This window comes from Kitasatospora sp. NPDC030952, from assembly GCF_055571335.1.
Genome location: NZ_JBVIFM010000008.1, coordinates 134,259 through 159,281, shown reverse-complemented (window position 1 = coordinate 159,281; position 25,023 = coordinate 134,259). Strand labels below are relative to the sequence as shown.

The following is a 25,023-nucleotide window of genomic DNA, read 5'->3' as shown; positions in this document are numbered from 1 at the left end:
GGGGGGGTGGGGGGGGGTGTTTTTTGTGTGGGCTCGTGGGAGGGGGGTGGGGGGGGCAAAGGGGGGGGAGAGCGGGGGCGGGTGGGTGGGTGTGGCGGGGGGGGGGTTCCCCCCCGCCCACGCGGGGTGGTTCAGCATGCGCAGGAGATGCCCGAGCGCGGGGCGGTCAGGTCGTCGATGGGGCGCTGCTCGGTGCCGGTGGCGGTGTCGAACGCGAAGCCCTCGCGGACCCAGTACTCGAAGCCGCCGAGCATCTCCTTGACCGGGTAGCCGAGGCGGGCGAAGGCCAGGGCCGCGCGGGTGGCGCCGTTGCAGCCGGGGCCCCAGCAGTAGGTGACCACGGTCTGGGTGGCCGGGTCGATCAACTGCGGTGCGAGCTCGGCGATCCGCGCGGTGGGCAGGTGGACGGCGCCGGGGATGTGGCCCTGGTTCCAGGCGACCTCGCTGCGGGTGTCGACCACCACCACGCCGGGGGCGCCGGAGGCCAGGTCGGCGTGGACGTCGGAGACGTCCGCCTCGAAGGCGAGCCGGGCGGCGTAGTGGGCGGCGGCCTCGGTCGGGGTGGCGGCGGGCATGTTCAGGACGGCGCTGGCGGACATCGGGTGCCTCGTGTTCCTACTGGTCGGGTGGGGTTCGGCGCGCCGTTCCGGGTTTCCCCGCTCGGCGACGGCTCCATCCTCCGATCCCCGGGCCCTCCTCCACGAGTGGCGTGAACGCCGTAGGTCGCCAAGATCCCGCCAGGAGCCGCCGGTCGTCCTCTCCCGGGTCGGTGCTACAGCTTCCGCAGGACGGCGAGGAGGCGGTCGATCTCCTCGGGGGAGTTGTAGGCGTGCAGGCTGACCCGCACCGAGCTGTCGGCCTCGCCGGCCCGGGCCTGGCAGTGGCCGTCGGCGCGGACCATCAGGCCGTGGCTGGCGAGGATGAAGCCGAGGTCGTTGGAGGGGATTCCGCGGTGCCGGAAGGTGACGATGCCCTCGCGGCGCTGGACCGGGGAGTCGGCGGCCAGGCTCTGCTGGCAGCCGAGGACCCGGTAGGCGTCGCAGTCGCGCAGGCCGTCGGTGAGCCGGGCGGCCAGGGCGGTGGTCCAGCGCCGGATGCGGTCCGTCCCGGCGGCGTCCAGCCAGTCCAGGGCGGCCTCCAGGCCGGCGATGCCGCAGGTGTTGGGGGTGCCGCTCCAGCCGCCCGGGCGGAACTCCGGGCCGCGGGTGTTGCGGGCCCAGACCGCGCCGGTACCGGGCAGGGCCAGTGCCTTGTGGCCGGAGAAGACCACGAAGTCGACGTCCAGGGCGGTGACGTCCACCGGCAGGTGGCCGACGCTCTGCGCCGCGTCCAGGCAGATCGGGACGGACGGGCCGACGGCGGCCCGGATCCGGTGGACGTTCATGTCGCCGCCGTACACGTGGTGGACGTGGGTGGCGGCGACGAACGCCGTCCGCTCGGTGACGAGTGCGGGCAGCGCCCGGTGGTCGTAGTCGTGCGAGGCCGGGTCGTACGGGAGTTCGCGGACCCGGATCCGGGTGCCGCGTTCGGCCAGCAACTGCTGCGCCTCCAGCCAGGGCAGGGCGTTCGCCTGGTGGTCGGCGAACGGCACGATGATCTCGTCGCCGTCGCGCAGGTGGCGGGGCAGCCAGTCCCGGGCCACCGTGCGCAGGCCCTCGGTGGTGCCGCTGGTGAAGTGGACGCCGGAGGGGTGTCCTGGGTCCGGGTCGCCCAGGAAGGCGGCGACCCGGGTGCGGGTGCGTTCGACCAGGGCGGTGGTGGCGTTGGCCCAGGTGTAGGTGCCGCGCCCGGCGTTGGCGTTGGCGGTGGTGAGGTAGCGCTGGACGGTGTCGAGCACCGCCCGGGGCTTCTGTGAGGTGGCCGCGCTGTCCAGGTAGGCCTGTTCCGGATCGGCCGTGATGATCGGGAACTGGGACCGCAACTCGCGGTGCCAGGAGTCGAGTTCTTCGAGCGTGCGCATCTCGGTCACCCCGTTCAGTCCCGGACCAGCGGTGCGCCCGCGTCGCGCCAGCCGATGATGCCGCCCGCCAGGCTGCGGGCGTCCCGGTGTCCCATCCGGGTGAGCAGGGCGGCGTACCGCACCGACTTCTCGCCGACCGGACAGGCCAGCAGGACGGGCTGCCGGGCGCCGAACGGCAGTCCACCGTGCAGGAGTTGCTCGAACAGCTCGTCGACGATGTTGATCGAGCCCTCGATGTGCAGGGCCGCGTAGGCGAACGGCCCGCGCAGGTCGATCACCAGCGGGCGCTCCTCGGCGATCCACTTGCGGGCGGCGTCCACGTCGAGGATCCGGGCGGCGTCGAGCTCGGCCTCGGTCAGCGTGGACGGCGAGTTGGGCCGCGCGGGCTGGTTGAACAGCTCCGGCCGGCGGTCGCGCAGGTAGCCGAGGTAGCTCTCGACCCGGTCGCAGACGATGAACACGGCCGTCCGGCGCTCGTCGGAATCCGTCAACTCGGCCTCCAGGGCGCGCAGATGGCGCAGCGCGCCGTAGTACGCGCCGCCGCCGGTGGGCCCGGCCAGCAGGCCGCAGCGGCGGACCAGGGTGAGCATGCCGTCGATGGCCTGGTCGGCGGTCACCGACTCGATGCGGTCGTAGGTGCCGGGGTCGAACAGCCCGACCTCGTGCACCTCGTCGATGGTGCGGATGCCGGGGATGAAGTCGGACTTGTGGGCGACCAGTCCGACCACCTCGACCGCCGGGTTGTGGGCGCGCAGCACCGTGGCCACGCCGGTGGACGAACCGGCGGTGCCCACGCAGGCGATGAACACGTCCGGGGCGCGGCCGTCGAGGTCGCGGACGATCTCCGGTCCGGTGCCGGTGAGGTGCGCGTCGAGGTTGAGCGGGCTGTAGTACTGGTCGGTGTGGAGGTAGCCCGATTCGGCTTCGGAGAGCATCCGGTGGATCCGGGTGAGCGGGTCGTCGGTGTCGGTCGGGTCGAGGCACTCGGCGCGGCCGGGCAGTTCCTCGATCTCCGCGCCGAGCAGCAGGAGCAGGTCCTTGATCTCGGGGACCTTCATCCGGTTGGTGACGCTCTTGAACGGCAGTCCGTGCATGCCGGCGATCAGCGCGAGCGCCTTGGCGGTGTTGCCGCTGGACAGTTCCACGATGGTGTCGCCGCGGGCGACGGCGGCCGGGAGGGCCTCGCGGGTCATGTTCCAGGCGGCGCGGTCCTTGACCGAGCCGAAGGGGTTGAGCAGTTCGAGCTTGGCGTACAGGTCGATGTTGCGCAGGCCGGTCACCGCCGGGTCGATCCGCAGCAGCGGGGTGTCGCCGATCGCGTCGGTGATGCTGTCGTACCTCATGCCCGTCCGTCCCCCTGGTCCGTCGCGGCCCCCGTGGTGTCGAGGGGCCAGTACTGCTCGTCGAGGCGCCAGTGCCAGGCGCCGTCCTGCCGGTACGCGGCGACCTTGCGCGCGACGGGCTGCCGCAGCGGTCCGCCGGCGTTGAAGTCCATCAGGTAGCCGGCGGTGTTCGCGAAGGCGAGGAGGTCGCCGGGGGCCGGGAGGCGGGGCAGGAAGACCAGCCGGCGGGTGATCAGGTCGGCCTCCAGACAGAGGTTGCCCATCAGGTGGACCGCGACGGGCTCGGTGGCGGTGGCGGTGGCGGTGGCGGTGGCGGTGGCGGGGGCGCCGGGGCGGGGGATCAGCACCGGGTCCATCAGCACGCCGTGGTCCTCCAGGCTGGCGTCCCGGGCGTTCATCTCCAGCCGTACCAGGCAGTCGCCGTCGGGGGTGTGCCGCACCTCCAGGACGCGGCCGAGGGTGGCCCCGCACTGGTCGACCAGGGCCCGGCCGGGCTCGACGGTGAGGTCGTACATGTGCTCCAGCAGCAGGGTGCCGAGCGGCCGTCCGAGGGTGGGGGCCCGGTGGGAGAGCAGTTCGTCCAGGTACGCCTCGGCGGCCACCGGGCGGTGCGCGGGGTACAGGCCGAGTGCGCCGCGCAGGGTGCCGGACTCGTTGCGCAGCCCGTAGCCGTGCCCCTGCCAGGTGAGCGGGGGCCGCCGGCCCAGGACGGCGGCGGTGAGCTCGGTGGTGTACTGCTCCCACTGGGCGGCGTGGGCCAGGTAGTTGACGCCGAAGCCGCCGCCGATGTCGATGGTGCGCGGGCGCAGGCCGCGGCGGTGGCACTCGTCCATCACCCGGAGGCAGGCCTCCAGGGCGACGGCCTTCTCGGTCACCCCGGTGGTGTCCACGTGGTAGGCGACGCCGGTGAGTTCGACGGCGTCCCGGTGGCGTTCGAGGGCGTCGAGCAGCTCGTCGAGTTCGCCGACGGGGGAGCCGAAGCGGCTGGGCCGGGTGAGGACGGTGGTGCCCGGCGAGTGGAAGCCGGAGAGCCGGGGCAGGACGGGCACCCGGGGGAGGGCGTGTTTGCGCACCAGCTCGGCGAGGTCGTCGAGTTCGGCCCGGGAGTCCAGGTGGACGGTGGCGCCGGTGCGGGCGGCCAGCCAGAGGAACTCGCGGCTCTTGGGGCCGGTGGCGATGATCCGTTCGGGGGTGCAGCCGGCGCCGAGGGCGTGCTGGAGTTCCCCGAGCGAGGCGACGTCCAGCCCGGCGTCGGTGGCGGCGAGCCGCCGGACGAGGGCGCTGGAGCGGTTGGCCTTGTGGGCGAAGTGGATCCGGCCGGTGAGGTGGTGCTTGCGGTAGACGGCCCGGAAGCGGGCCAGGTTGTCGACGATCTGTTCGGGCAGCAGCAGGTTGAGCGGTGACCCGAGTGCGTCGACCAGCATGTGCAGGAAGTCGGGGGTCTCCAGGAGGGATCGGAGCCGCGGCTCCAGCCGTGGTTCCAGATAGAGCGGTGAGGGCCGCATCGGCGAATCTGCTTCCCGTCGGAGGTCGGCGTGCGGTCGTCCGGCGCACACGGATCTCACCGCGGTGGGCGTCGCCGACCGAGGGAAACGGTAACTTTTTTCACATTGATTCAACAGGACTTTCTGTCACACCATCGCAAAGACTGTGTCCATGCGAAAGAACTCAATCCACTTGTGACAATCAAGAGTTGAAATCACGTCAGCTCCGGGGTCAGCGCACCGCGACCAGGACCGAGCTGGCGCCGTACTGCCACACCGAGCCGGCCTGGCGGAAGCCCGCCACCCGTAGCAGGTCGGCGTGCTGGGTGGCGGACAGGCCGTTGTCGCCGCTCTCGCTGGGCGGCAGCTGCCGCTCCCGGGCCGCCAGCAGCTCGGCGAACTCGGGGATCCGCCCGGCGGCGGCCCACCACTGCGACCAGTCCTCCTCCCCGCCGAGGCCCCGGCGCTGGGAGCGGCGCCGGCCGATCGCCAGCGCGAGTTCGGCGAGCGAGGGCTCCTCGGGGACGAGGTGGTCGCCGTTGACCAGGACGGCCCCGGGGCTCAGCGCGCCCGCGAGGTCGCGGTAGATCCGCAGCAGGGCCTCCGGCGGCGGGTAGTGCAGCGCGGTGGAGGAGAGCACGGCGTCCAGCGGGCGGTCCAGTCCGAGGTCCTCGATCCAGCCCGGCCGGCCGATCAGGGTCTCCACCCAGCGGGTGACCCGGGGGTGTCCGGCCCGGCCGAGGGCGAGCAGCAGCGGGTCGATGTCGACCGCGATCACCTCGGCGTGCGGCAGCCGGTCGGCGACGCGGGCGGACAGCGAGCCGGGGCCGCAGCCGAGGTCGGCGATCAGCGGGCGCTCGCGGTGGCCGACCACCTGTTCCACCACGTCGACGATGACGGTGAACCGCTCCTCGCGCTCCACCGCGTAGCGCTCCTGCTGGCGCTCCCAGCGCTCCACCCAGGCCCCGGCCAGGGTCGCGTCCACCGGCATTCCGACTCCCGCTGTGTCCGTGCGCATGCGCAGTCCCCGTTCCGCCAATGTCTGTCATGTCCATCTGGATTGGCAATGGAACCGGCGCGATCCACCACCTGCGCCGTAATGATATCCGTTTTCATCTGATGGACCGGGCACGACGGAACCGGCACGCGACGAACCCGGGACACGACGGAATGGGGACACGACGGAACGGGGATGCAACGGACCCGGGGCGGGACGCCGCTGCGCCCCACCCCGGTCGGTACCCGGCGGCGCCTTACCGGCCGGCGGACTGCTCGGGCACGGCACGGACCGCCGCGCCCGCCCAGGCGCGGTTGCCCAGGAGGGTCTTGACGTCCGAGGCGAGCCCGTTGTCCGGGTTCACCCGGAAGCCCAGCTCGTACAGGGTGTTCTTGTCCCAGTTGGTGGTGAGCAGCCGGACCGGCACATCGCCCGGGTGGGCTTCCAGGGCGAGCTTGAGCTCGGCGACCGTCTGCGGGGTGATCCGGTGCACCGGGACGGTGATCTGCACCGGCGGCTTGGTGCCCAGCTCGGCGGAGGAGACGTCCAGGGTGGTGATCTCCTGGCCGAAGATGCTCAGCGAGCCGTCGCGCTCGTTGAGCCGGCCGCGGACCGAGATCACGTTGTCCTCGATCATCTGCTCGGCCATCAGGTTGTAGGTGGCCGGGAAGAACAGCACCTCGACCGAGCCGTCGCGGTCGGACAGGGTGATGATCGCCCAGGCGTTGCCCGCCTTGTTGATCCGCCGGTCCACGCCGGTGATCAGGCCGGAGAGCCGGACCTCGCCCTCGGAGCGGCCGGAGCCGAGGAGTTCGGCGATCGAGGTGTCGCGGTTCTGGGACAGGATGTGCTCGGCGCCGTCCAGCGGGTGGCTGGAGACGTACAGGCCGAGCATCTCCCGCTCCAGGGCGAGGAGTTGGCGCCGGGGCCACTCGTTGTCGGTGAGCTGGAAGTCCAGCCCGATGCCCGGGCCGGCGTCGTCTCCCAGGTCCAGGGCGCCGAACAGGTCGTCCTGTCCGATGGCCTGCTGCTTCTTCACCCCGGTGACGGCGTCGATCGCGTTCTCGTGCACGGTGCTGAGCGAGAGCCGGGTGTGGCCGAGCGAGTCGAAGGCGCCCGCCTTGACCAGGGAGTCGACGGTGCGCTTGTTGCACACCACCAGCTCGACCTTGTCCAGGAAGTCGGGGAAGGAGGTGTACTTGCCCTTCTCCTCCCGGGTGGCGACCAGGGACTCGATCACCGGCACGCCGACGTTGCGGACGGCCTTCAGACCGAAGCGGACGTCGCTGCCGACGGCGGTGAAGTCGACCACCGACTCGTTGACGTCCGGGGAGAGGATCTTGATGCCCATCTGCCGGCACTCGGCCAGGTAGACGGCCATCTTGTCCTTGTCGTCGGCGACGGAGGTGAGCAGCGCCGCCATGTACTCGGCCGGGTAGTTGGCCTTCAGGTAGGCGGTCTGGTACGAGACCAGGCCGTACGCGGCCGAGTGCGACTTGTTGAAGGCGTAGCCGGCGAACGGGACCAGGACGTCCCACACCGCCTGGATGGCCTCGTCGGAGTAGCCGCGCTCCTTGCAGCCCGCGTGGAAGGGCACGAACTCCTTCTCCAGCACCTCCTTCTTCTTCTTGCCCATCGCGCGGCGCAGCAGGTCTGCCTGGCCGAGCGAGTAGCCGGCCAGCACCTGGGCGGCTCGCTGCACCTGCTCCTGGTAGACGATCAGGCCGTAGGTCGGGCCGAGGACGTCCTTGAGCGGCTCCTCCAGCTCGGGGTGGATCGGGATGATCTCCTGCTGGGCGTTCTTGCGCAGCGCGTAGTTGGTGTGCGAGTTCATGCCCATCGGGCCGGGCCGGTACAGCGCGGAGACGGCGGAGATGTCGGCGAACTCGGTCGGCTTCATCAGCTTGAGCAGGGCGCGCATGGGGCCGCCGTCGAGCTGGAACACGCCCAGGGTGTCGCCGCGGGCCAGCAGCTGGTACGTGGTGGGGTCGTCGATCGGGATCTTCTCGATGTCGACGTCGACGCCCCGGTTGGCCTTCACGATCTTGATGCAGTGGTCGATGATGCCCAGGTTCCGCAGACCCAGGAAGTCCATCTTGATCAGGCCCATGGCTTCGCACGACGGGTAGTCGAAGCCGGTGATGATCACGCCGTCCTTGTCCCGCATGTGCAGCGGGATCAGGTCGAGCAGCGGGGTGGAGGAGAGGATGACGGCCGCGGCGTGCACACCCGTGCCGCGGATCAGGCCCTCGATGCCCCGGCCGGTGTCGATGATCTTCTTGACGTCGGGCTCGTTCTGGTACAGCGCCCGGATCTCGGTGCCCTCGTTGTACCGGGAGTGCTTCTCGTCGAACAGGTCGGCCAGCGGCACGCCCTTGCCCATGACGTCCGGCGGCATCGCCTTGGTGATCCGGTCGCCCATGGCGAACGGGTAGCCGAGGATGCGGTTGGCGTCCTTCACGGCCGCCTTGGCCTTGATCGTGCCGAAGGTGTTCACCTGGGCCGTGTACGCGGCGCCGTACTTCTCCGTCACGTAGCGGACCATCTGGTCGCGCTGGCGGTCGTCGAAGTCGATGTCGACGTCCGGGGGGTTGATGCGCTCGGGGTTGAGGAAGCGCTCGAACAGCAGGTCGTGCTCCAGCGGGTCCAGCTGGGTGATGCCGGTGAGGTAGGCGACCATCGAGCCCGCCGCCGAACCACGGCCCGGGCCGACCGGGATGCCGTTGTCCCGGCCGTACTGGCAGATGTCGGCGACCACGAGGAAGTAGGCGTCGAACCCCATCGGGGTGATCACGCCCATCTCCAGCTCGATCCGGTCCAGCACCTCCTGGCTCGGACTGTCGCCGTAGCGGTGCTTGAGCCCGACCTCGATCTTCTTGCGCAGGTAGGAGGCCTGGGTCTCGCCCTCGGGCACGTCGAACTGGGGCATCCGGTCGACGTAGGTGAAGACCTCCTCGTACGACTCGACCCGCTCGGCGATCGCCAGGGTGTTGTCGCAGGCCTCCGGCAGCTCGCGGAAGAGCTCGCGCATCTCCTCCGCGGTCTTCACGTAGTAGCCGGTGCCCTGGAACTTGAAGCGGTTCGGGTCGTCCTTGTTCTTGCCCACGCCGACGCAGAGCAGGCTGTCGTGGGCGTCCGCCTGGTCGGCCGTCACATAGTGGGAGTCGTTGGTGGCCAGCAGCGGGATGTTCAGCTGCTTGGCCAGCCGCAGCAGGTCCTCACGGACGTCCTGCTCGATGGACAGGCCGTGGTCCATCAGCTCCAGGAAGTAGTTCTCCTTGCCGAAGATGTCCTGGTAGGCGCCGGCCGCCTTGACCGCCTCGTCGTACTGGCCCAGCCGCAGCCGGGTCTGCACCTCGCCCGAGGGGCAGCCGGTGGTGGCGATGATGCCGGTGGCGTTGGCGGCGATCAGCTCGCGGTCCATCCGGGGCTTCATGTAGTAGCCCTCCATCGACGCGAGCGAGGAGAGCTTGAACAGGTTGCGCAGGCCGGTCGCGTTCTGCGCCCACATCGTCATGTGGGTGTAGCGGCCGCCACCGGAGACGTCCTTGCCGCCCTCGCCGTCGGCGCCGGTCGGGCGCTGGCCGCCGGGGGACCAGAACACCTGCTTCTTCAGGAAGCGCGAGGCCGGCGCGACGTAGGCCTCGATGCCGATGATCGGCTTCACCCCGGTCTTGGCGGCGGAGTGGAAGAACTCGTACGCGCCGAACATGTTGCCGTGGTCGCTCATCGCGATGGCGGGCATGCCCTGTCTCTCCGCCTCGGCGAACAGCTTGCCGTTCTTCGCCGCCCCGTCCAGCATCGAGTACTCGGTGTGGACGTGCAGGTGCGCGAAGCTGTCGGACACGGCGCTGTGCTCCTCGGTGGACCTCGGGGTGCGGAAGCCGTCCAGGCTAGCGCGTCGGCCCGGGCGACGCGCCGGGCGGGGGGTCCGGGGCGGCGTTCTTGACGCGTCCTTCCCGCCGCCTCTTCCGGCCGCCTCTTCCCGCCGCCTCCGCGCCTGCCGGGCGGGGCCCGGACCGGACGGCTCCGCACGGCCGCGGGCCGGGTCTCCGGACGGCGACCCGGCCCGCGGCGGTGGTGCCGTCAGACCGTCCGCCGGGCCTCGGCCAGGCCGGGGATCTCGGTGACGCCGGCCAGCACGTGGGTGTACGGGTGGCCGTCGAAGTCGGCGCGGTCGAGCTCCCCGGTCAGCACCCCGACGACGACCCCGGCCCCGGCGTTGCGGCCGGCCTCGACGTCGACCACGGTGTCGCCGGCGGTCAGCACCCGGCGGGTGTCGATCACCCCGGTCTTCTCCATCGCCCGGTGGATCATGTGCGGCGCCGGACGGCCGCGGGGGACCTCGTCCGAGGTGACCACGGCGTCCAGGTTGCCGCCCTCGCCGGTGGACCAGCCCAGCGACTCCAGCAGCGGGTAGGCGACGTCGTCGCTGAACCCGGTGGTCAGCGCGACCTTGATGCCGCGCCGGCGCAGCTCGGTCAGGGCCTCCTCGACGCCCTCGATGGCCTGCGGGGGGTTGCTGCGGTAGGCCTCGCGCAGGAACTCCGCGAACGCCCGGTAGCTCTCCTCGACCAGCTCGGGGGTGGGGGTGCCCCCGCCGATGCGGACCAGGGCGGCGATGGCCTCGCGCTTGTCGGTGCCCATCCAGGTCTGGAGGTCGGCCTCGGCGACGGTCACCCCGTTGCGCTCGACGGCGGTGCGCAGCGCACGGTAGACGGCGCCGGACTCGTTGATGGTGGTACCGGCCATGTCCAGGGCGGCGAGCTCGATCACGGTGTCAGTCCTCTTCGGTGCGGTAGCGGCCGATCACGGTACGGCCTTCGACGGTGTTCTCGACGGTGAAGGTGGCCATCGCCGGCAGGTAGCGGTCGTCGGCGTCCTCCAGCGGGACGCCCTGGCCGGACGTGGTGAGCCGGCGCACCCGCAGCAGCGGGTCCCCGGCGGCGATCCGCAGCAGTTCGGCGTCCTGCGGCCCGGCGGCGACGGCGTCGATGGTGTGCCGGGCGTGGTGCAGGTCGACCTCGCGGCGCAGCAGCTCCTGGTAGACCGAGCCGGTGTCCGGGTCGAAGTCGAACAGGATCCGGCCCACCTCCTGGACGAACGTCGAGCGCTCCAGCATGGCCGGGACGCCGTCCAGCAGCCGTAGCCGGAGGAGTTCGACGACCGGCTCGCCCTCGGCCAGGCCGAGTCGGGCCGCCACCCGGGGGGTGGCCCGCCGACGAGCCACCTCGACGGTGCGCTGGCCGGGCTCGCGGCCGATGCCCCGGGCCCACTGGGTGAAGGAGAGGAAGGTGCCGAAGGGCTGGGAGGGCGTGGTGCGGTGGGCGACGGGCGGCTTGCCGCGCCCGCCGACCAGACTGCCCGCGCTGCGCAGCATGGCCAGGGCCTGGCGGACCGGGCCGCGGGAGGTGCCGAACTCGGCGCAGAGCTGCGACTCGCTGGGCACCGGCTTGCCCTCGGGCCACTCGCCGGACTCGATGCGGCGCAGGAACTCGGCGCCGAGCCGTTGGTGGAGAGGGAGGTCCTCACTTGTCTTCACAAGTTGACTATGACACCCCGGGTCGGAACTTCTCAACCCCGGTCCACCTGCGGTTTCTCCTGTTCACTCAGGCGCCCCCGGTGATCGTCATGCGGGTGAACAGACGGTAACTTGTACATACATCTCTTGACTGCGGCTCCGGGAAGCCCCTTAGCTGGGCCCATGAGCAGCAGCACCGCACCCGCAACCGCAACCACCGCATCCCACCCCCGCACCCCGGGCACGCCCGGCCGCAGCGACGTGGTGATCGTCGGCGCCGGCATCGTCGGCCTGGCCCACGCCTTCGAGGCGCTGAGCCGGGGACTGTCCGTCACCGTCGTGGAGCGCGACCGGCAGCCGGTCGGCGCGTCGGTCCGCAACTTCGGCCACTGCTGCATCACCGCCCAGGACGGCGAACTGCTCGGCCTCGCCCGGCGCTCCCGCTCCGGCTGGCTGCGCGCCGCCCGGGCGGCCGGCTTCTGGGCCGAGGAGGCCGGCGCCCTGGTGGTGGCCCGGTCGGCGACCGAGGCGGCCGTCCTGGAGGAGCTGAGCGCGGAACGCGGCGCGGACGCCGTGCGGTTGCGCACCGCCGCGGAGACGGCGGCGGCGCTCGGCCGCCCGGAGGGCGCGACCGGCGACCTGGTGGGCGGCGCGCTGCTCCCCGCCGACCTGCGGGTCAACCCGCGTGAGGCGGCGCCCGCGCTGGCCCGCTGGGTGGCCGAGCAGCCGCAGGGCCGGGTCCTGTGGGGCACCGCCGTCACCGGCGTCGAGTCCGGCACGGTGCACACCACCCGCGGTCCGGTGCACGGCGACCGGATCCTGGTCTGCGTCGGCCACGACGTGGACTACCTCTTCCCCGAGCTCGCCGAGGAGCACGAGGTCCAGCGCTGCCGGCTGACCATGGCCCGCGCCGAGGCCCCGGCCGCGTTCCGCACCGACTCCGCGGTGCTGACGGCCACGTCGATGCTGCGCTACGACGCCTTCACCGCCCAGTCCTCGGCCGCCCGGCTGCGGGAGGAGGTGCTGGGCCACAGCGCGGAGCTGCTGGAGATCGGCGCCAATGTGATGTTCACCCGGCTGCCGGGCGGCACCGTGCTGATCGGCGACTCGCACCACTACGACGCCACCACCCCGCCGTTCGTCGACGAGCGCACCCACGAGCTGCTGAGCGACGCCGTCGCCCGGGTGCTGGGCGTGCCGAAGCTGCGGATCCTGGAGCGCTGGCAGGGCGTCTACGCCAGCAGCGCGCGCGGCCCGCTGCTGGTGCGCGACCTGGCGCCGGGGGCGCGGGTCCTCTCGGTCACCTCCGGGATCGGGATGACGCTCTCCTTCGGCCTGGCGGCCGCCACCTTCGACGGCACCCTGGCCGCGACCGCCTGAACCGCTCGGCGGGGGGCAACTACCGGACCTCCCCGCCGCCATCGCGCTGTGACGACGAAACCGGCCGGACCGGTAGCGGTCCGGCCGGTTTCATGCCCTGGTGCCCGGCGGTGCTCAGAAGGCGGAGTGGGCGAACCAGTGCGCCAGCAGCTCCTCGTCCCCGGCGAGCTCGACGCCGGCCGCGGTGCGGTCGAGCCGCCCGTAGAGAACCAGCAGCAGGTCGGCGGCGGAGGCCCGGACGGTGGCGTCGGCCGCCGCGGCGGTCTCGTCGAGGCCGAAGCCGTCGGGGCGCAGCCGGACCAGCCAGTCGCCCTCGCCGTCGGTGCGGGTGAAGCGGATGGTCCGGTCCTCGGCGCGCAGCTGGGCCGTGCCGGGGGCGAACGGGGTGGCGAAGGGCAGGTTGGTCAGGAACTCGGCCACGCCGTCGGCCGCGAGGGCCGGGTCGATCTCCGGCGCCAGGCCGAGCGCGGTCTCGGCGTCGACCCGGTGGACCAGGGTCTCGAACAGCATCCGCCGGACCCAGAACCGGGCGTGCTGGTCGGCGCCCCAGGCCCACATCGGCGCGTCGAGACCGCCCTCGGCGAACGCGGCGCCCGCCTGCTCGGCGGCCTCGGCCAGCCAGTCCGGGAGCTCCTCGGCCCGCTCGGGCAGCCGCAGGTCGACGTCCCGGCTGAGCGGCCGCTCCTGGATCCGCTGGTGGAGCAGTGCGGTGAACCAGCGCTGGGCGCTGCCGGTGTGGCGGACGAGGTCGGCGAGCGTCCAGTCCGGGCAGCCGGGCACCGGGAGGGTGAGGTCGGCCTGCCGTACGGCGGCGACGAAGCGGGCGGTCTCGGCGGCGACGGCGGCGCCGTGGTCCAGCGGGGTCATGAGGGCTGTCTCCAGTGCTACGGGTTCGCGGCGCCCCCGGGCCGGACTGCACCCGATGGCTTGCGGTCTCAATTTTTCATCAGCTGAAACAATCGCGACGACGCTAGGCCTGAAAGGTTGAGCCTGTCAAGTAACTCTCCGGATGCGCACCTCGTCGAGGTCCGGCTGGACCAGTTCGAGCACCTGGTGTCGGCCGAACTGCCCGTCCTGTGCGAGGACTTCAGGCTCGGTGCGGCCGCCCGGCAGGCCGTCGACCGGCACGTCCGCCACCTGCGGACCTTCATGGCCGGCAACCTGGACTGGCACGGCCGCTCAGGCCGCTTCACCGAGGCCGAACTGCGCCGCCACCACGGCCGGGAACTCCCCGGCCCGACCGGCCCCGGCACCTCCGCCGCCCGGCTCCCGCTGCCCACCCGCTGACCTGTCGCCCCGCGCCGCCGGGCCACCCGCCAGGCCACCCGCCCGGTTGTCGCCCCGTTACCCGGCCGGTGCGGGGCGGACGGTGAGGCCGGGGCGGCGGCGGTGGACGGTGAGGTAGATCAGGCCGTCCTCGCCCGCGGCGAGGGCGCGGTGGGCGCCGTGCGGGAGCCAGGCGGTGCAACCGGGGGAGAGGGCCTGCCGGCCGTTGTCGGTCTCCAGGTGGCCACTGCCCCCGAGCACCTGGACCAGCACGTCGAGGTTCGGCTCCACGTGCGCGGCGACCTCGGCGTTCGCGGGCAGCCGGACGATGTTGGCGTCCAGCTGGCGCCCCTCCTCCGCCAGCCGCCACAGCGCCCCGCTCCGGTCGGCGGGGGTCTGGTGCAGCAGGGACTCCAGGTGGGTGAGCACACCCGGTCCGGGGCGGGGCGTCAACGCGGTCTCCTGACGGTGGGTACGGGCGGTCCGGCCCGTGGATTCTACGGAGGACCGCAGCACCGGGCTCAGTCGGCGGCGAGCAGCCGGGCGACGGCGGCGTCCACGTCCAGGTGGTCGGACTCCGATCCGGCGGGCACCAGGGCGAAGGAGTCCGAGAGGAACGCCGTGACGAGGTCCTCCGGGGCACTGACCAGGGCCCGGCCGACGGGCCCGCGCAGCGTGATCAGGACCTCGCCCTCGAGCCCCGGGCAGATCCGCACGTCACCGCTGCCGACCGGGCCGAGCCGGCCCTCGTTGAGCAGTTCGCGGCTGAAGTACCAGGCCACCCGGGCACCGTCCCCGGTGCACCGGCACGGGGTCAGCGGGAACGCCAGACAGGCCGCGTACGGGAGGCTGGAGTCGAAGCGGAGTTCCGCGTCGACCGGGACGTCCGGCTCCGCGCTGTCGGGGAAGGTGACGGGCACCGGGCGGACGGTGGACAGCTGCATCGGTTCGGCCTCCTGCAATCGCGACGCGCCGGGCGAGGGGGTGGCCCGGCCTACCCGGGGCGCCTACCCGGTGCGTCGAGGAGCAGCGTCCGGGGGAGGAATCTCCACAATTCCCCCGCATCGCCCGGTCGTACGGTCCGCCTGGTGTCAGCTCGACGGTCGGCGCTTTCACTCGTACGAATGAATCGACGGGCTGTCCGGCGGTCTTGGCCTGGCCGCGCCGGGCCCGTACCGCAGCACGCTGGAAAGCGCGCCGCCCCCGCCGGCGCACCCCTCCCGAACGGAGCCCCCACGTGACCAGCCCCCGGCCCCTCCAGGCAGCCGCCGCGTTGCTGCTCTCCGCCGCCCTCGCGGCCTGCTCCAGCTCCGGCACGCCGTCCAAGGGCGCCACGAGCAGCGCGCCCGGCCCGGCCGTGAGCAGCCCCGCCGCCACCAGCCCCGCCATGACCAGCCCGGCGGAGACCAGCACCGCGGCCAGTGCCGGCGCCCTCCAGGTCACCATCAAGAACTTCACCTTCGCGCCCGCGGCGCTGACCGCGGGCCCCGGCCAGACCGTCACCGTGCTGAACCAGGACTCCGTCGCCCACACCCTCACCGCCGCCGACAAGTCCTTCGACACCGGGACGATCCAGCCGGGCGCCAGCGCGACCTTCACCGTGCCCCAGCAGACCGGCGCCCACCCGTACATCTGCACCATCCACCCGTTCATGCACGGCACCCTGACCGTCGGCTGAGCCGCCGTGGCCACCCTCCTACCCGGCCGCCACCGCGTCGTCCACCTGGTCCTGCGCCTGGTCGCGGCCGCCGGACTCGCCGTGGACGCGGCCGTCCACGCCCGGCTCGCCGAGCGCTACGACGCCGTCGGCGACACCCTCAGCCAGGGCACCCTGTTCCGCGCCGAGGCCGCCGCCGCCAGCCTCGCCGTGCTGCTCGTCCTGCTGCTGCGCCGGCGCAGCGGCGACCTCTTCGCCTGGCTGGTCGCGGCCTCCGGCCTCGGTGCGCTGCTGCTCTACCGCTACGTCGACGTCGGCGCCCTCGGCCCGCTGCCCGACATGTACGAGCCGCTCTGGTTCGCCGACAAGACGCTCGCCGCCTGGGCCGAGGGCGTCGCCCTGGTGGCGCTCACCGTCCTGCTGTCCGCCCCCCGCCCGCGCCGCCTCTAGGGTCCGCCGAGCACCGTGCGGGTCACAGGAACTCGACGAAGAACGGGCCGCCGTTGGTGGGGAAGCCCGTCGTCGTGCGGGGCTCCTCCTCTTCCGCCCCGCCGCCCGGGTGAACGGGCGGCGCGGCGGGAGCGACGGGCCCGGGGCCGGACGGGCCGGAGGTGATGATCGCCGGGTTCCCGGAGGCCCTCACCGTCGGAGGCGGACATGCGGATCCTGCTCCTCGCCAGCGCGTTCAACAGCCTCAGCCAGCGGCTGCACGCCGAACTGCGCGACCGGCGCCACCGGGTCGACGTCCAACTGGCCGGTGAAGAAGACGAGTTGACGGCAGCGGTGCACCGCCTGCGGCCGGACGTGGTGCTCGCGCCGATGCTGCGCACCGCGATCCCGCGGAGCGTCTGGTCGCAGCTCACCTGTCTGATCGTCCACCCCGGCCCACCGGGCGACCGCGGCCCGTCCTCGCTCGACCGGGCGGTCCAGGAGGGCCGTACCGAGTGGGGCGTCACGGTGCTCCAGGCCGAGGAGGAGATGGACGCCGGACCGGTCTGGGCCTGGGCGCCCTGCCGGCTCCCCGCGCGCGGCAAGAGCGACCTGTACCGCAACGAGGTCTCCGACGCCGCCGTGGCGGCCGCGCTGCTCGCCGTGGAGCGGGTCGCCTCCGGCACCCACGCGCCCCAGCCCCAGCACGGCCCCGGCTGGCGGGCGACCGTCCGCACCCGGCCGCCGCTGCGCCAGGAGGAGCGCCGGATCGACTGGGCGGCCGACCCCACCGAGGAGGTGCTGCGCCGGCTCCGCGCCGCGGACTCCCAGCCCGGGGTGCTGGACGAGCTGTGCGGCGCCGAGTGGTTCCTGCACGGCGGCCACCCGGAGCCCCGGCTGCGCGGCCGCCCGGGCGAGCTGCTCGCCACCCGGGCCGGCGCCGTCTGCCGGGCTACCTCGAACGGCGCAGTGTGGCTCCCCGAACTGCGCCGCCGCCGCACCCCGGGCGGCCCGGCGACCGTCAAGCTCCCCGCGGTGACGGCGCTCGGCGCCCTGCTGCCTCCCCTGCCGGAGCGCCCGGCCCCGCTGATGCCGGAGGACGGCGACCGGCCCGGGTGGTCCGACATCCGCTACCGCGAGGACGGCCCGGTGGGCTTCCTGCGGTTCTCCTTCCCCGGCGGGGCGATGTCCGCCGAGCACTGCCGCCGGCTGCTGGCGGCGTACCGCTTCGCCCTCGGCCGGCCGACCTCGGTGCTGGTGCTCGGCGGGGGCCGGGACTTCTTCTCCAACGGCATCCACCTCAACGTCATCGAGGCCGCGCCCGATCCGGCCGCCGAGTCCTGGGCCAACATCACCGCGATGGACGACCTGGTCGCCGAGGTGCTCACTACCACCGACCGCCTGGTGGTCGCCGCCCTCGGGGGCAACGCCGCGGCCGGCGGGGTGATGCTGGCGCTGGCCGCCGACGAGGTGTGGTGCCGCCGCGGCTCGGTGCTCAACCCGCACTACCGGCTGATGGGCCTGTACGGCTCGGAGTACTGGACGTACACCCTGCCGCGCCGGGTGGGCGCGGCGGAGGCCGAGCGGCTGACCGGCCAGGCGCTCCCGGTGTCCGCGGCGGCCGCCGAGCGGATCGGCCTGGTCGACCGGGTGCTCGACGGCGGGCCGGCGGAGTTCGGCGCGGGCGCGGCCCGGCTGGCCGGGCTGCTGGCGTCCTCGCCCGCCACCCAGCGCCGGATCGCGGCGAAGAAGGCCGCGCGCGAGGCCGACGAGCGGGTCAAGCCGCTCGACGCGTACCGGCAGGAGGAGCTGGCGGTGATGCGCCGGCAGTTCTTCGCACCCGAATCGCCGTACCACGCGCTGCGGTCCGCGTTCGTGCGCAAGCGCCCGGTGCCCGCCGGGCTGCTCGCCCCGCGCTGACCCGAACGGCCCCGCCGGGCTTGCGCGCGAGGGGCGGCCCCGCCGGACGCGCGGACCGGCGGGCCGTCCGAACCGTTGCTATGACTGGGTCCGAGCCATTTCGTCCGGCTCCCATCCCCGAGGAGGCATCCTCATGGGTGCTGCAACAACCGACACCGACGTGGTGCACGTTCTCTGGATCAACGCCGGCCTCAGCTGCGACGGGGACTCCGTCTCGCTGACCGCCGCGATGCAGCCGAGCATCGAGGAGATCGTCACCGGCGCGCTGCCCGGCCTGCCGAAGGTCGCGGTGCACTGGCCGCTGATCGACTTCGAGTGCGGCCCGGTCCAGGGCGCGGACAACTTCGTCGAGTGGTTCTTCAAGGCCGACCGCGGCGAGATCGAGCCGTTCGTCCTGGTCGTCGAGGGATCCATCCCCAACGAGAAGATCAAGAAGGAGGGTTACTGGTGCGGCTTCGGCGACGACCCCGCCACCGGACAGCCCATCACCACCAGTGAGTGGCTGGACCGGCTCGCTCCCAAGGCGACCGCCGTGGTCGCGATCGGGACCTGCGCCACGTACGGCGGCATCCACGCGATGGCCGGCAACCCGACCGGCGCCATGGGCGTGCCGGACTACCTCGGCTGGGACTGGAAGTCCAAGGCCGGGCTGCCGATCGTCTGCGTGCCGGGCTGCCCGATCCAGCCCGACAACTTCGCCGAGACGCTCACCTACCTGCTGTACCAGCTGGCCGGCTCCGCGCCGATGATCCCGCTCGACGACAAGCTGCGGCCCGCCTGGCTGTTCGGCGCCACCGTGCACGAGGGCTGCGACCGCGGCGGCTACTACGAGCAGGGCCAGTTCGCCACCGACTACGGCACCCCCGAGTGCCTGGTGCGGCTCGGCTGCTGGGGCCCGGTCGTCAAGTGCAACGTCGCCAAGCGCGGCTGGATCAACGGCGTCGGCGGCTGCCCGAACGTGGGCGGGATCTGCATCGCCTGCACCATGCCGGGCTTCCCGGACAAGTTCATGCCCTTCATGGATCCGCCGCCCGGCTCGCGGGTCTCCACCGGTGCCAGCAGCGCGTACGGCACGCTGATCCGCCGGCTGCGCGCGATCACCCAGAAGACCGTCGACAAGGAACCGAAGTGGCGCCGCACCGGCCGCCACCTGACCACGGGTTACCGCCCGCCCTGGTGACGGGGGAGGGCCGCACACCGCCCCGGTGTGCGGCCCTCGTGGGACCCCGGCCCGGCCGGCGGACCCCGCAGAACCCACAGAACCCGCCGCCCCCGCGGACCTCGCAGACGCCGCGGACCTCGCAGACCCCGTAGAACTCGCAGACCCCGTAGACAAGGACACGCAGAGACGATGGCAACACCGACGACCAGGGCGGCCGGCGACGGCAGCGGCCTGACCGAGATGTCGTGGGACCCGATCACCCGGATCGTGGGCAGCCTGGGCATCCACACGAAGATCGACTTCAAGCAGAAGCGGGTCGCGGAGTGCTACAGCACCTCCTCGGTCTTCCGCGGCTACAGCGTCTTCATGCGCGGCAAGGACCCGCGCGACGCCCACTTCATCACCAGCCGGATCTGCGGGATCTGCGGCGACAACCACGCCACCTGCTCGGTCTACACCCAGAACATGGCGTACGGCGTGAAGCCCCCGCACCTGGGGGAGTGGATCATCAACCTCGGCGAGGCGGCCGAGTACATGTTCGACCACAACATCTTCCAGGAGAACCTGGTCGGGGTCGACTACTGCGAGAAGATGGTCCGCGAGACCAACCCGGGCGTCCTGGAACTGGCCGAACGCACCGAGTCCCCGCACGCCGGCGACCACGGGTACAAGACGATCGCCGACATCATGCGCTCGCTCAACCCGATCGAGGGCGAGTTCTACCGCGAGGCGCTCCAGGTCAGCCGCTACACCCGGGAGATGTTCTGCCTGATGGAGGGCCGCCATGTGCACCCCTCCACGCTCTACCCCGGCGGCGTCGGCACCGTCGCCACGGTGCAGCTGTTCACCGACTACCTGACCCGGCTGATGCGCTACATCGAGTTCATGAAGAAGGTCGTGCCGCTGCACGACGACCTCTTCGACTTCTTCTACCAGGCGCTCCCCGGCTACGAGGAGGTCGGCCGGCGCCGCGTCCTGCTCGGCTGCTGGGGCAGCCTCAACGACCCGGACCACTGCGACTTCACGTACCGCAACATGACGGACTGGGGGCGGCGGATGTTCGTCACCCCCGGCGTGGTGGTGGACGGCAAGCTCGTCACCAACGACCTGACGCAGATCAACCTCGGCATCCGGATCCTGCTCGGCAGCTCCTACTACGAGGACTGGCAGGGCAAGGACCTGTTCGTCACCCACGACCCGCTGGGCAACCCCGTCGACCCCCGGCACCCGTGGAACCAGCACACCATCCCCCAGCCGCAGAAGCGCAACTTCGACGACAAGTACAGCTGGGTGATGTCCCCGCGCTGGTTCGACGGCAAGGACCACCTCGCCCTCGACACCGGTGGCGGCCCGATCGCCAGGCTGTGGTCCACCGCGCTGTCCGGGCTGGTCGACATCGGCTACGTCAAGGCCACCGGCCACAGCGTCCAGATCAACCTGCCCCGCTCGATGACCAAGCCCGAGGTCACCTTCGAGTGGAAGATCCCGCAGTGGAGCAACGCCATCGAGCGCAACCGCGCCCGCACCTACTTCCAGGCCTACGCGGCCGCCGCCGCCCTGCACTTCGCCGAGAAGGCGCTCGACGAGGTCCGCGCCGGGCGCAGCCAGACCTGGGAGCGGTTCGAGGTGCCGGACGAGTCGATCGGCTGCGGCTTCACCGAGGCCGTGCGCGGCGTGCTCTCGCACCACATGGTGATCCGCGACGGCAAGATCGCCAACTACCACCCGTACCCGCCCACCCCGTGGAACGCCAGCGTGCGCGACAGCTACGGCACGCCCGGCCCGTACGAGGACGCGGTGCAGAACACGCCGATCTTCGAGGAGAACTCCCCGGAGAACTTCAAGGGCATCGACATCATGCGCGCGGTGCGCAGCTTCGACCCCTGTCTGCCCTGCGGCGTGCACATGTACGTCGGCAACGGGCGCACCCTGAAGACCATGCACGTGCCCACCGGCCTGAGCGGGCTCACCGCATGACGGCCGAACAGACCGGGCTGCGGATCCAGCAGGCCCTGGACGCGCTGGCCGGCAGCGGCGCCGAGCAGGCGGGCGAGCAACTCGTCCGCGACCTCATGGAGTTCTACGGCGAGGGGCTGGCCCGGCTGGTGCCCGCGCTGCCCCCGCCCGCCCTGGAACGGATGCTGGACGACCCGGCGGTGGCCGGGCTGCTGCTCCTGCACGACCTCCACCCCGAGGACCTGACCGCCCGGATCGACCGGGCGCTCGCCGGCCTGCCGGAGCGGATCGAGGTGCTCGGCTACGAACCCGCGACCGGCACCCTGCGGCTGCGCCGGACCGCCTCCGGCTGCGGCTGCGGCGAACCGGAGGTCGAGGCCGCGCTCGCCTGCCACGCCCCCGAGGTGACGGCCCTGGAGCTGGAGCGCTCCCCCCAGCTGCTCCAGATCGGCACCCGCCCGCCGCAGCCCGCGGAGGCGCGGTGAACACCCGCAGGGTCTCCCGGGACGGGACCGCCCTGCTGCGCCGGCTGCGCGAGCCGGCCCCGCCGCGGCCCGAGCAGTGCGGCCTCTGCGGCCGGGACCTCCCGCCCGGCCACCGCCACCTGGTGGACGTCGAGGAGCGCGCCCTGGCCTGCACCTGTACGGCCTGCGGCCTGCTGTTCCAGCAGCCGGGCGCGGCCGGCGGGCGCTACCGCACCGTGCCCGAGCGCTGCCTGGTCGACCCGGACGGCGAGGTGGACGAGCGGGTCTGGTCGGTGCTGGGCGTCCCGGTCGGCACCGTCTTCCTGTTCCGCAACGCCGTCCTGGACCGGCTGCTCGCGTTCTACCCCGGGCCGGCCGGCGCCACCGAGAGCGAGGTGGACGAGGAGGCCTGGCAGCGCGCCCTCGGCGGCAGCCGGCTGGCCGCCGCCCTGGAACCGGACGTGGAGGCGCTGCTGCTGCGCCGCACCGAGGGCCGGGTCGACTGCTACCTGGTGCCGATCGACCTCTGCTACGAGCTGGTCGGCCGGCTCCGGCGGTGCTGGCACGGCTTCGACGGCGGAGCCGAGGCGCGCGCCGAACTCGACGCGTTCTTCGGGCAGTTGGCCGACCGGGCGCGCCCCCTGCCGGCGGCGGTGACGGCATGACGGCGCTCGGCTTCAGCTGCGTCGGCGTCCGCTCCGACCCGTACGCGGCCGGGCCGACCCTGGTGTTCCGGCTGCGCATCACGGCGCCCGCCGACACCCGGGTGCACGCCCTCGCCCTCCAGTGCCAGCTGCGGATCGAACCGGTGCGCCGGCCCTACGCCGACGCCGAGGGTGAGCGGCTGGCCGACCTCTTCGGCGAACGGGAGCGCTGGGCGACCACGCTCAACCCGATCCAGTTCGCCACCGTGCCGCTGCTGGTGCCCGGCTTCACCGGGGAGACCGAGGCCGACCTGGTGGTGCCGTGCAGCTACGACCTGGAGGTGGCCTGCGCCCGGTACTTCCGGGCGCTGGACGACGGCGAGGTGCCGCTGCTGCTGCTCTTCTCCGGCACCGCCTTCGCCGGCCCCGGCGGCTTCCAGGTCACCCCCGTGCCCTGGGACCGGGAGGCCCGGGTGCGGATGCCGGTACGGGTCTGGCGGGAGGCCGTCGACCAGCACTTCCCCGGCTGCGGCTGGCTGCGGCTGCCCGAGGACGTCCTGGACGACCTGCTCGCCTACCGCTCCGGACGGGCCCTGCCCTCCTGGGAGGCGACGGTGCGCGCCCTGCTCGCGACCGCGGCCGTCGAGGAGGGCGCCCGGTGAAGACCTTCCCCGAGGGGATCGAGCGCGGCTTCGCGGCCGCCCGGCAGATCGCCGACGCGGTGCTGCTGGAGGGCTACGTGCTCTACCCGTACCGGGCGTCGGCCGCCAAGAACCGGCTGCGCTGGCAGTTCGGCGTGCTGGTGCCGCCGGAGTACACCAGGCAGGGCGGCGAGCACTCCCATCAGCGCACCGAGTGCGTCATGGAGGCCCGGCAGGACGACCGGCTGGCCGTCGAGCTGCGCTTCCTGCGGGTCCAGCGGCGCACCGTCGAACGGGCCACCGCCACCGGCGGGTTCGAGCCGGTGGAACGGCTGGAACTCGCCGACCGGGTGCTCGTCGAATGGGACGAGGGCGTCGAGGAGCGGATCGAACTCCTGCTCTCCGTCGACGAATTGGCCGGCGCAGGGGTGCAGCGGGGGTTCCGGCTGCCGGGCGTCGGCGGCACCGAGCTGGTGCACGAGCAGGGCAGCGCCGTCGGCCGGCTGGTGCGGCGGCGCGAACAGGTCGACGGGCTGGTGCGGTTGCGGATCGAGGAACTGCCCGGCCCCTACCGGGCGCAGCGGCTCACCGCCGAGGTGGAGAACGCCTCCCCCTGGACGCCGCGCCGCGAGGACGGCCGGGAGGAGGCGCTGCCGCGCTCGCTGGTCTCCACCCACCTGCTGCTCGGGCTGGAGCACGGCCGGTTCCTCTCGGTCACCGATCCGCCCGAGTGGGCCCGCGCGGCCGTCGGGCGGTGCCGCAACGAGCGCACCTGGCCCGTCCTGGCCGGGCCGGACGGCGGGTACCAGGTGATGCTGTCCTCGCCGATCATCCTGGAGGACCACCCGAGGATCGCCCCGGAGAGCCTGGGCACCCTCTACGACTCCACCGAGATCGACGAGATCCTGGCGCTGCGAACGGCGGCCCTGACCGACCAGGAGAAGCGTGAGGCCCGGGGCACCGACGACCGGGCCGGGGCGGTGATCGACCTGGCCGAGTCCATGCCGCCCGAGGTGCTGGAACGCCTCCACGGCGCCGTCCGCGGGCTGCGCGAGATCACCGGCGGCTCCGATCCGGAACAGCCCTGGTGGGACCCGGGCGGCGACCCGGACGTCGACCCCGAACGGGACCGGGTGGTGGTCGACGGCCGGTCGGTCGGCGCGGGCAGCCGGGTCGTGCTGCGGCCCGGCCGGCGGCGCACCGACGCCCAGGACCTCTTCCTGGACGGACGGACCGGTGTCGTCGAGGCCGTCCTGCACGACGTGGACGGCTCCGTGCACCTGGCCGTCACGGTGGAGGACGACCCGGGGGCCGACCTGTGGCGGGCCCAGGGGCGCTTCCGCTACTTCCAGCCCGACGAGGTCACCCCGCTGGAGGAGTCATGACCGGCGGGAAGGTGCTGGTCGCCGGGGTGGGCAACCTCTTCCTCGGCGACGACGGCTTCGGCGTGGAGACCGTCCGGCGGCTGGCCGCCCACCCGCTGCCGGAGGGCGTGGAGCTGGTCGACGTCGGGGTGCGGGGCGTCGACCTCGCCTACCGGCTGCTGGACGGCTACCGGACCGCCGTCCTGGTGGACGCCACCTGCCGCGGCGGCGCCCCCGGCACCGTCTACCTCATCGAGGCGGCCGCCGAGCCGCTGGAGGTGCCCGTCCTGGACGGGCACCGGATGGGCCCGGACGCCGTCCTCGGCCTGCTCGCCACGCTCGCCGCCGGCACCGGGGGCGAGCCGCCCGCGCGGGTGCTGGTGGTCGGCTGCGAACCGGCCTCGCTGGAGGAGGGCATCGGGCTGAGCGCCCCGGTCGCCGCCGCGGTGGAGGAGGCCGTCCGGACGGTGTTGGAAGCCGTCGAGGAGGCGGTGCTGGAGGCCGTCGAGGAGGCGGTGCGGCCGGAGCCGTCGAGTGCGGAGCTCGAGAGGAGGACGACACCATGCTGAGGAAACTGTTCTGCGCGGCCCTGCTGGCCGGGATCGGCGCGCTGGTCTGGCAGAGCCTGCCGGACATCCGGCGGTACCTGAAGATCTCGCGGATGTGAGCCGCGGATTGCTGCGAACGGTGCAGCCCCGGACGCGGGGGGGGGGGGGGGGAAAACCAAAGAGGGGGGTAAAAAGAAGGCGGTGGGCCCCGCAACCCCAGGGGGAACGTTTCCTCTTTTTCTGGGCCTTTAACCAGAAAACGAAAGAAGGGGCTCGCTCCCTGAGTA

At 72.8% G+C, this 25,023-nt stretch carries 25 protein-coding genes; 13 read left to right on the top strand and 12 right to left on the bottom strand.

Going from position 1 to position 25,023, the window contains the following annotated elements; translation table 11 throughout:
- Positions 1–131 precede the first annotated feature (131 nt).
- The 8 genes from ACZ47G_RS16745 to ACZ47G_RS16710 all read right to left on the bottom strand — a co-directional run bounded on the left by ACZ47G_RS16745 (position 132) and on the right by ACZ47G_RS16710 (position 11,326).
- On the bottom strand, positions 132–599 hold the full coding sequence (locus ACZ47G_RS16745) for a rhodanese-like domain-containing protein (RefSeq protein ID WP_465743268.1): 468 nt from the start codon (positions 597–599) through the stop codon (positions 132–134).
- A 173-nt stretch (positions 600–772) separates the two neighbouring features.
- Positions 773–1,960, bottom strand: a complete 1,188-nt coding sequence (locus tag ACZ47G_RS16740; RefSeq protein WP_465743267.1) for an aminotransferase class V-fold PLP-dependent enzyme — start codon at positions 1,958–1,960, stop codon at positions 773–775.
- A gap of 14 nt (positions 1,961–1,974) precedes the next feature.
- On the bottom strand, positions 1,975–3,303 hold the full coding sequence (locus ACZ47G_RS16735; protein WP_465743266.1) for a pyridoxal-phosphate dependent enzyme: 1,329 nt from the start codon (positions 3,301–3,303) through the stop codon (positions 1,975–1,977).
- On the bottom strand, positions 3,300–4,808 hold the full coding sequence (locus tag ACZ47G_RS16730) for a Y4yA family PLP-dependent enzyme (protein WP_465743265.1): 1,509 nt from the start codon (positions 4,806–4,808) through the stop codon (positions 3,300–3,302). Before ACZ47G_RS16730 ends, ACZ47G_RS16735 begins: the two co-directional genes overlap by 4 nt.
- A 211-nt stretch (positions 4,809–5,019) precedes the next feature.
- Complete coding sequence (locus tag ACZ47G_RS16725; RefSeq protein WP_465743263.1) at positions 5,020–5,778, bottom strand: class I SAM-dependent methyltransferase; 759 nt, start codon at positions 5,776–5,778, stop codon at positions 5,020–5,022.
- A gap of 262 nt (positions 5,779–6,040) precedes the next feature.
- Positions 6,041–9,631, bottom strand: a complete 3,591-nt coding sequence (gene dnaE, locus ACZ47G_RS16720) for a DNA polymerase III subunit alpha (protein ID WP_465743261.1) — start codon at positions 9,629–9,631, stop codon at positions 6,041–6,043.
- A 239-nt stretch (positions 9,632–9,870) separates the two neighbouring features.
- Positions 9,871–10,560: a phosphonatase-like hydrolase gene (locus ACZ47G_RS16715; protein WP_465743259.1), complete on the bottom strand. Its 690-nt coding sequence runs from the start codon at positions 10,558–10,560 to the stop codon at positions 9,871–9,873.
- A 4-nt stretch (positions 10,561–10,564) separates the two neighbouring features.
- On the bottom strand, positions 10,565–11,326 hold the full coding sequence (locus tag ACZ47G_RS16710) for a GntR family transcriptional regulator (RefSeq protein ID WP_380461066.1): 762 nt from the start codon (positions 11,324–11,326) through the stop codon (positions 10,565–10,567).
- 162 nt (positions 11,327–11,488) lie between these two features.
- Here ACZ47G_RS16710 and ACZ47G_RS16705 point away from each other — a divergent pair, with 162 nt between their 5' ends.
- Complete coding sequence (locus ACZ47G_RS16705; RefSeq protein ID WP_465743257.1) at positions 11,489–12,685, top strand: TIGR03364 family FAD-dependent oxidoreductase; 1,197 nt, start codon at positions 11,489–11,491, stop codon at positions 12,683–12,685.
- Positions 12,686–12,799: 114 nt separating this feature from the next.
- Here the strand turns inward: ACZ47G_RS16705 and ACZ47G_RS16700 are convergent, their stop codons facing one another.
- Positions 12,800–13,552: a maleylpyruvate isomerase family mycothiol-dependent enzyme gene (locus ACZ47G_RS16700; protein WP_465743255.1), complete on the bottom strand. Its 753-nt coding sequence runs from the start codon at positions 13,550–13,552 to the stop codon at positions 12,800–12,802.
- 117 nt (positions 13,553–13,669) lie between these two features.
- Here ACZ47G_RS16700 and ACZ47G_RS16695 point away from each other — a divergent pair, with 117 nt between their 5' ends.
- On the top strand, positions 13,670–13,972 hold the full coding sequence (locus ACZ47G_RS16695; protein ID WP_465743253.1) for a hypothetical protein: 303 nt from the start codon (positions 13,670–13,672) through the stop codon (positions 13,970–13,972).
- 57 nt (positions 13,973–14,029) lie between these two features.
- On the opposite strand, the gene ACZ47G_RS16690 is transcribed toward ACZ47G_RS16695, so the two are convergent.
- Both ACZ47G_RS16690 and ACZ47G_RS16685 read right to left on the bottom strand, forming a co-directional pair.
- Complete coding sequence (locus tag ACZ47G_RS16690; RefSeq protein WP_465743251.1) at positions 14,030–14,404, bottom strand: cupin domain-containing protein; 375 nt, start codon at positions 14,402–14,404, stop codon at positions 14,030–14,032.
- Between the two features lie 68 nt (positions 14,405–14,472).
- Positions 14,473–14,895 carry an SsgA family sporulation/cell division regulator gene (locus tag ACZ47G_RS16685; RefSeq protein WP_465743249.1) on the bottom strand — a complete coding sequence of 141 codons (423 nt, stop codon included), beginning with the start codon at positions 14,893–14,895 and terminating at the stop codon, positions 14,473–14,475.
- Between the two features lie 293 nt (positions 14,896–15,188).
- Here ACZ47G_RS16685 and ACZ47G_RS16680 point away from each other — a divergent pair, with 293 nt between their 5' ends.
- Entirely contained in the window at positions 15,189–15,629 is a 441-nt protein-coding gene (locus ACZ47G_RS16680) for a cupredoxin domain-containing protein (RefSeq protein ID WP_465743248.1), read from the top strand.
- A gap of 6 nt (positions 15,630–15,635) precedes the next feature.
- Positions 15,636–16,058 carry a hypothetical protein gene (locus tag ACZ47G_RS16675; protein WP_465743246.1) on the top strand — a complete coding sequence of 141 codons (423 nt, stop codon included), beginning with the start codon at positions 15,636–15,638 and terminating at the stop codon, positions 16,056–16,058.
- A gap of 22 nt (positions 16,059–16,080) precedes the next feature.
- Here the strand turns inward: ACZ47G_RS16675 and ACZ47G_RS16670 are convergent, their stop codons facing one another.
- Positions 16,081–16,251: a hypothetical protein gene (locus ACZ47G_RS16670; RefSeq protein ID WP_465743244.1), complete on the bottom strand. Its 171-nt coding sequence runs from the start codon at positions 16,249–16,251 to the stop codon at positions 16,081–16,083.
- A 14-nt stretch (positions 16,252–16,265) separates the two neighbouring features.
- Here ACZ47G_RS16670 and ACZ47G_RS16665 point away from each other — a divergent pair, with 14 nt between their 5' ends.
- From ACZ47G_RS16665 to ACZ47G_RS16625, 9 genes are all read left to right on the top strand, one after another.
- The gene (locus ACZ47G_RS16665; RefSeq protein WP_465743242.1) at positions 16,266–17,957 is read left to right on the top strand and encodes an enoyl-CoA hydratase-related protein; all 1,692 of its coding nucleotides are present in this window, start codon (positions 16,266–16,268) and stop codon (positions 17,955–17,957) included.
- A 133-nt stretch (positions 17,958–18,090) separates the two neighbouring features.
- Positions 18,091–19,137, top strand: coding sequence for an NADH-quinone oxidoreductase subunit B family protein (locus ACZ47G_RS16660; protein WP_465743240.1), 1,047 nt, complete (start codon positions 18,091–18,093; stop codon positions 19,135–19,137).
- Between the two features lie 171 nt (positions 19,138–19,308).
- Positions 19,309–21,096: a nickel-dependent hydrogenase large subunit gene (locus ACZ47G_RS16655; RefSeq protein WP_465743238.1), complete on the top strand. Its 1,788-nt coding sequence runs from the start codon at positions 19,309–19,311 to the stop codon at positions 21,094–21,096.
- A complete protein-coding gene (locus ACZ47G_RS16650) occupies positions 21,093–21,560 on the top strand; it encodes a thioredoxin (protein ID WP_465743236.1) in 468 nt (155 codons plus the stop codon). Before ACZ47G_RS16655 ends, ACZ47G_RS16650 begins: the two co-directional genes overlap by 4 nt.
- A complete protein-coding gene (locus tag ACZ47G_RS16645; RefSeq protein ID WP_465743234.1) occupies positions 21,557–22,204 on the top strand; it encodes a DUF5947 family protein in 648 nt (215 codons plus the stop codon). Before ACZ47G_RS16650 ends, ACZ47G_RS16645 begins: the two co-directional genes overlap by 4 nt.
- The gene (locus tag ACZ47G_RS16640; RefSeq protein WP_465743232.1) at positions 22,201–22,845 is read left to right on the top strand and encodes a DUF6084 family protein; all 645 of its coding nucleotides are present in this window, start codon (positions 22,201–22,203) and stop codon (positions 22,843–22,845) included. Before ACZ47G_RS16645 ends, ACZ47G_RS16640 begins: the two co-directional genes overlap by 4 nt.
- Entirely contained in the window at positions 22,842–24,209 is a 1,368-nt protein-coding gene (locus tag ACZ47G_RS16635) for a hypothetical protein (protein WP_465743230.1), read from the top strand. Before ACZ47G_RS16640 ends, ACZ47G_RS16635 begins: the two co-directional genes overlap by 4 nt.
- A complete protein-coding gene (locus tag ACZ47G_RS16630) occupies positions 24,206–24,757 on the top strand; it encodes a hydrogenase maturation protease (protein WP_465743228.1) in 552 nt (183 codons plus the stop codon). Before ACZ47G_RS16635 ends, ACZ47G_RS16630 begins: the two co-directional genes overlap by 4 nt.
- Positions 24,751–24,855 (top strand): DUF6893 family small protein, encoded by a 105-nt coding sequence (locus tag ACZ47G_RS16625; protein ID WP_380461038.1) that lies wholly within the window; start codon positions 24,751–24,753, stop codon positions 24,853–24,855. Before ACZ47G_RS16630 ends, ACZ47G_RS16625 begins: the two co-directional genes overlap by 7 nt.
- Positions 24,856–25,023: the final 168 nt, after the last annotated feature.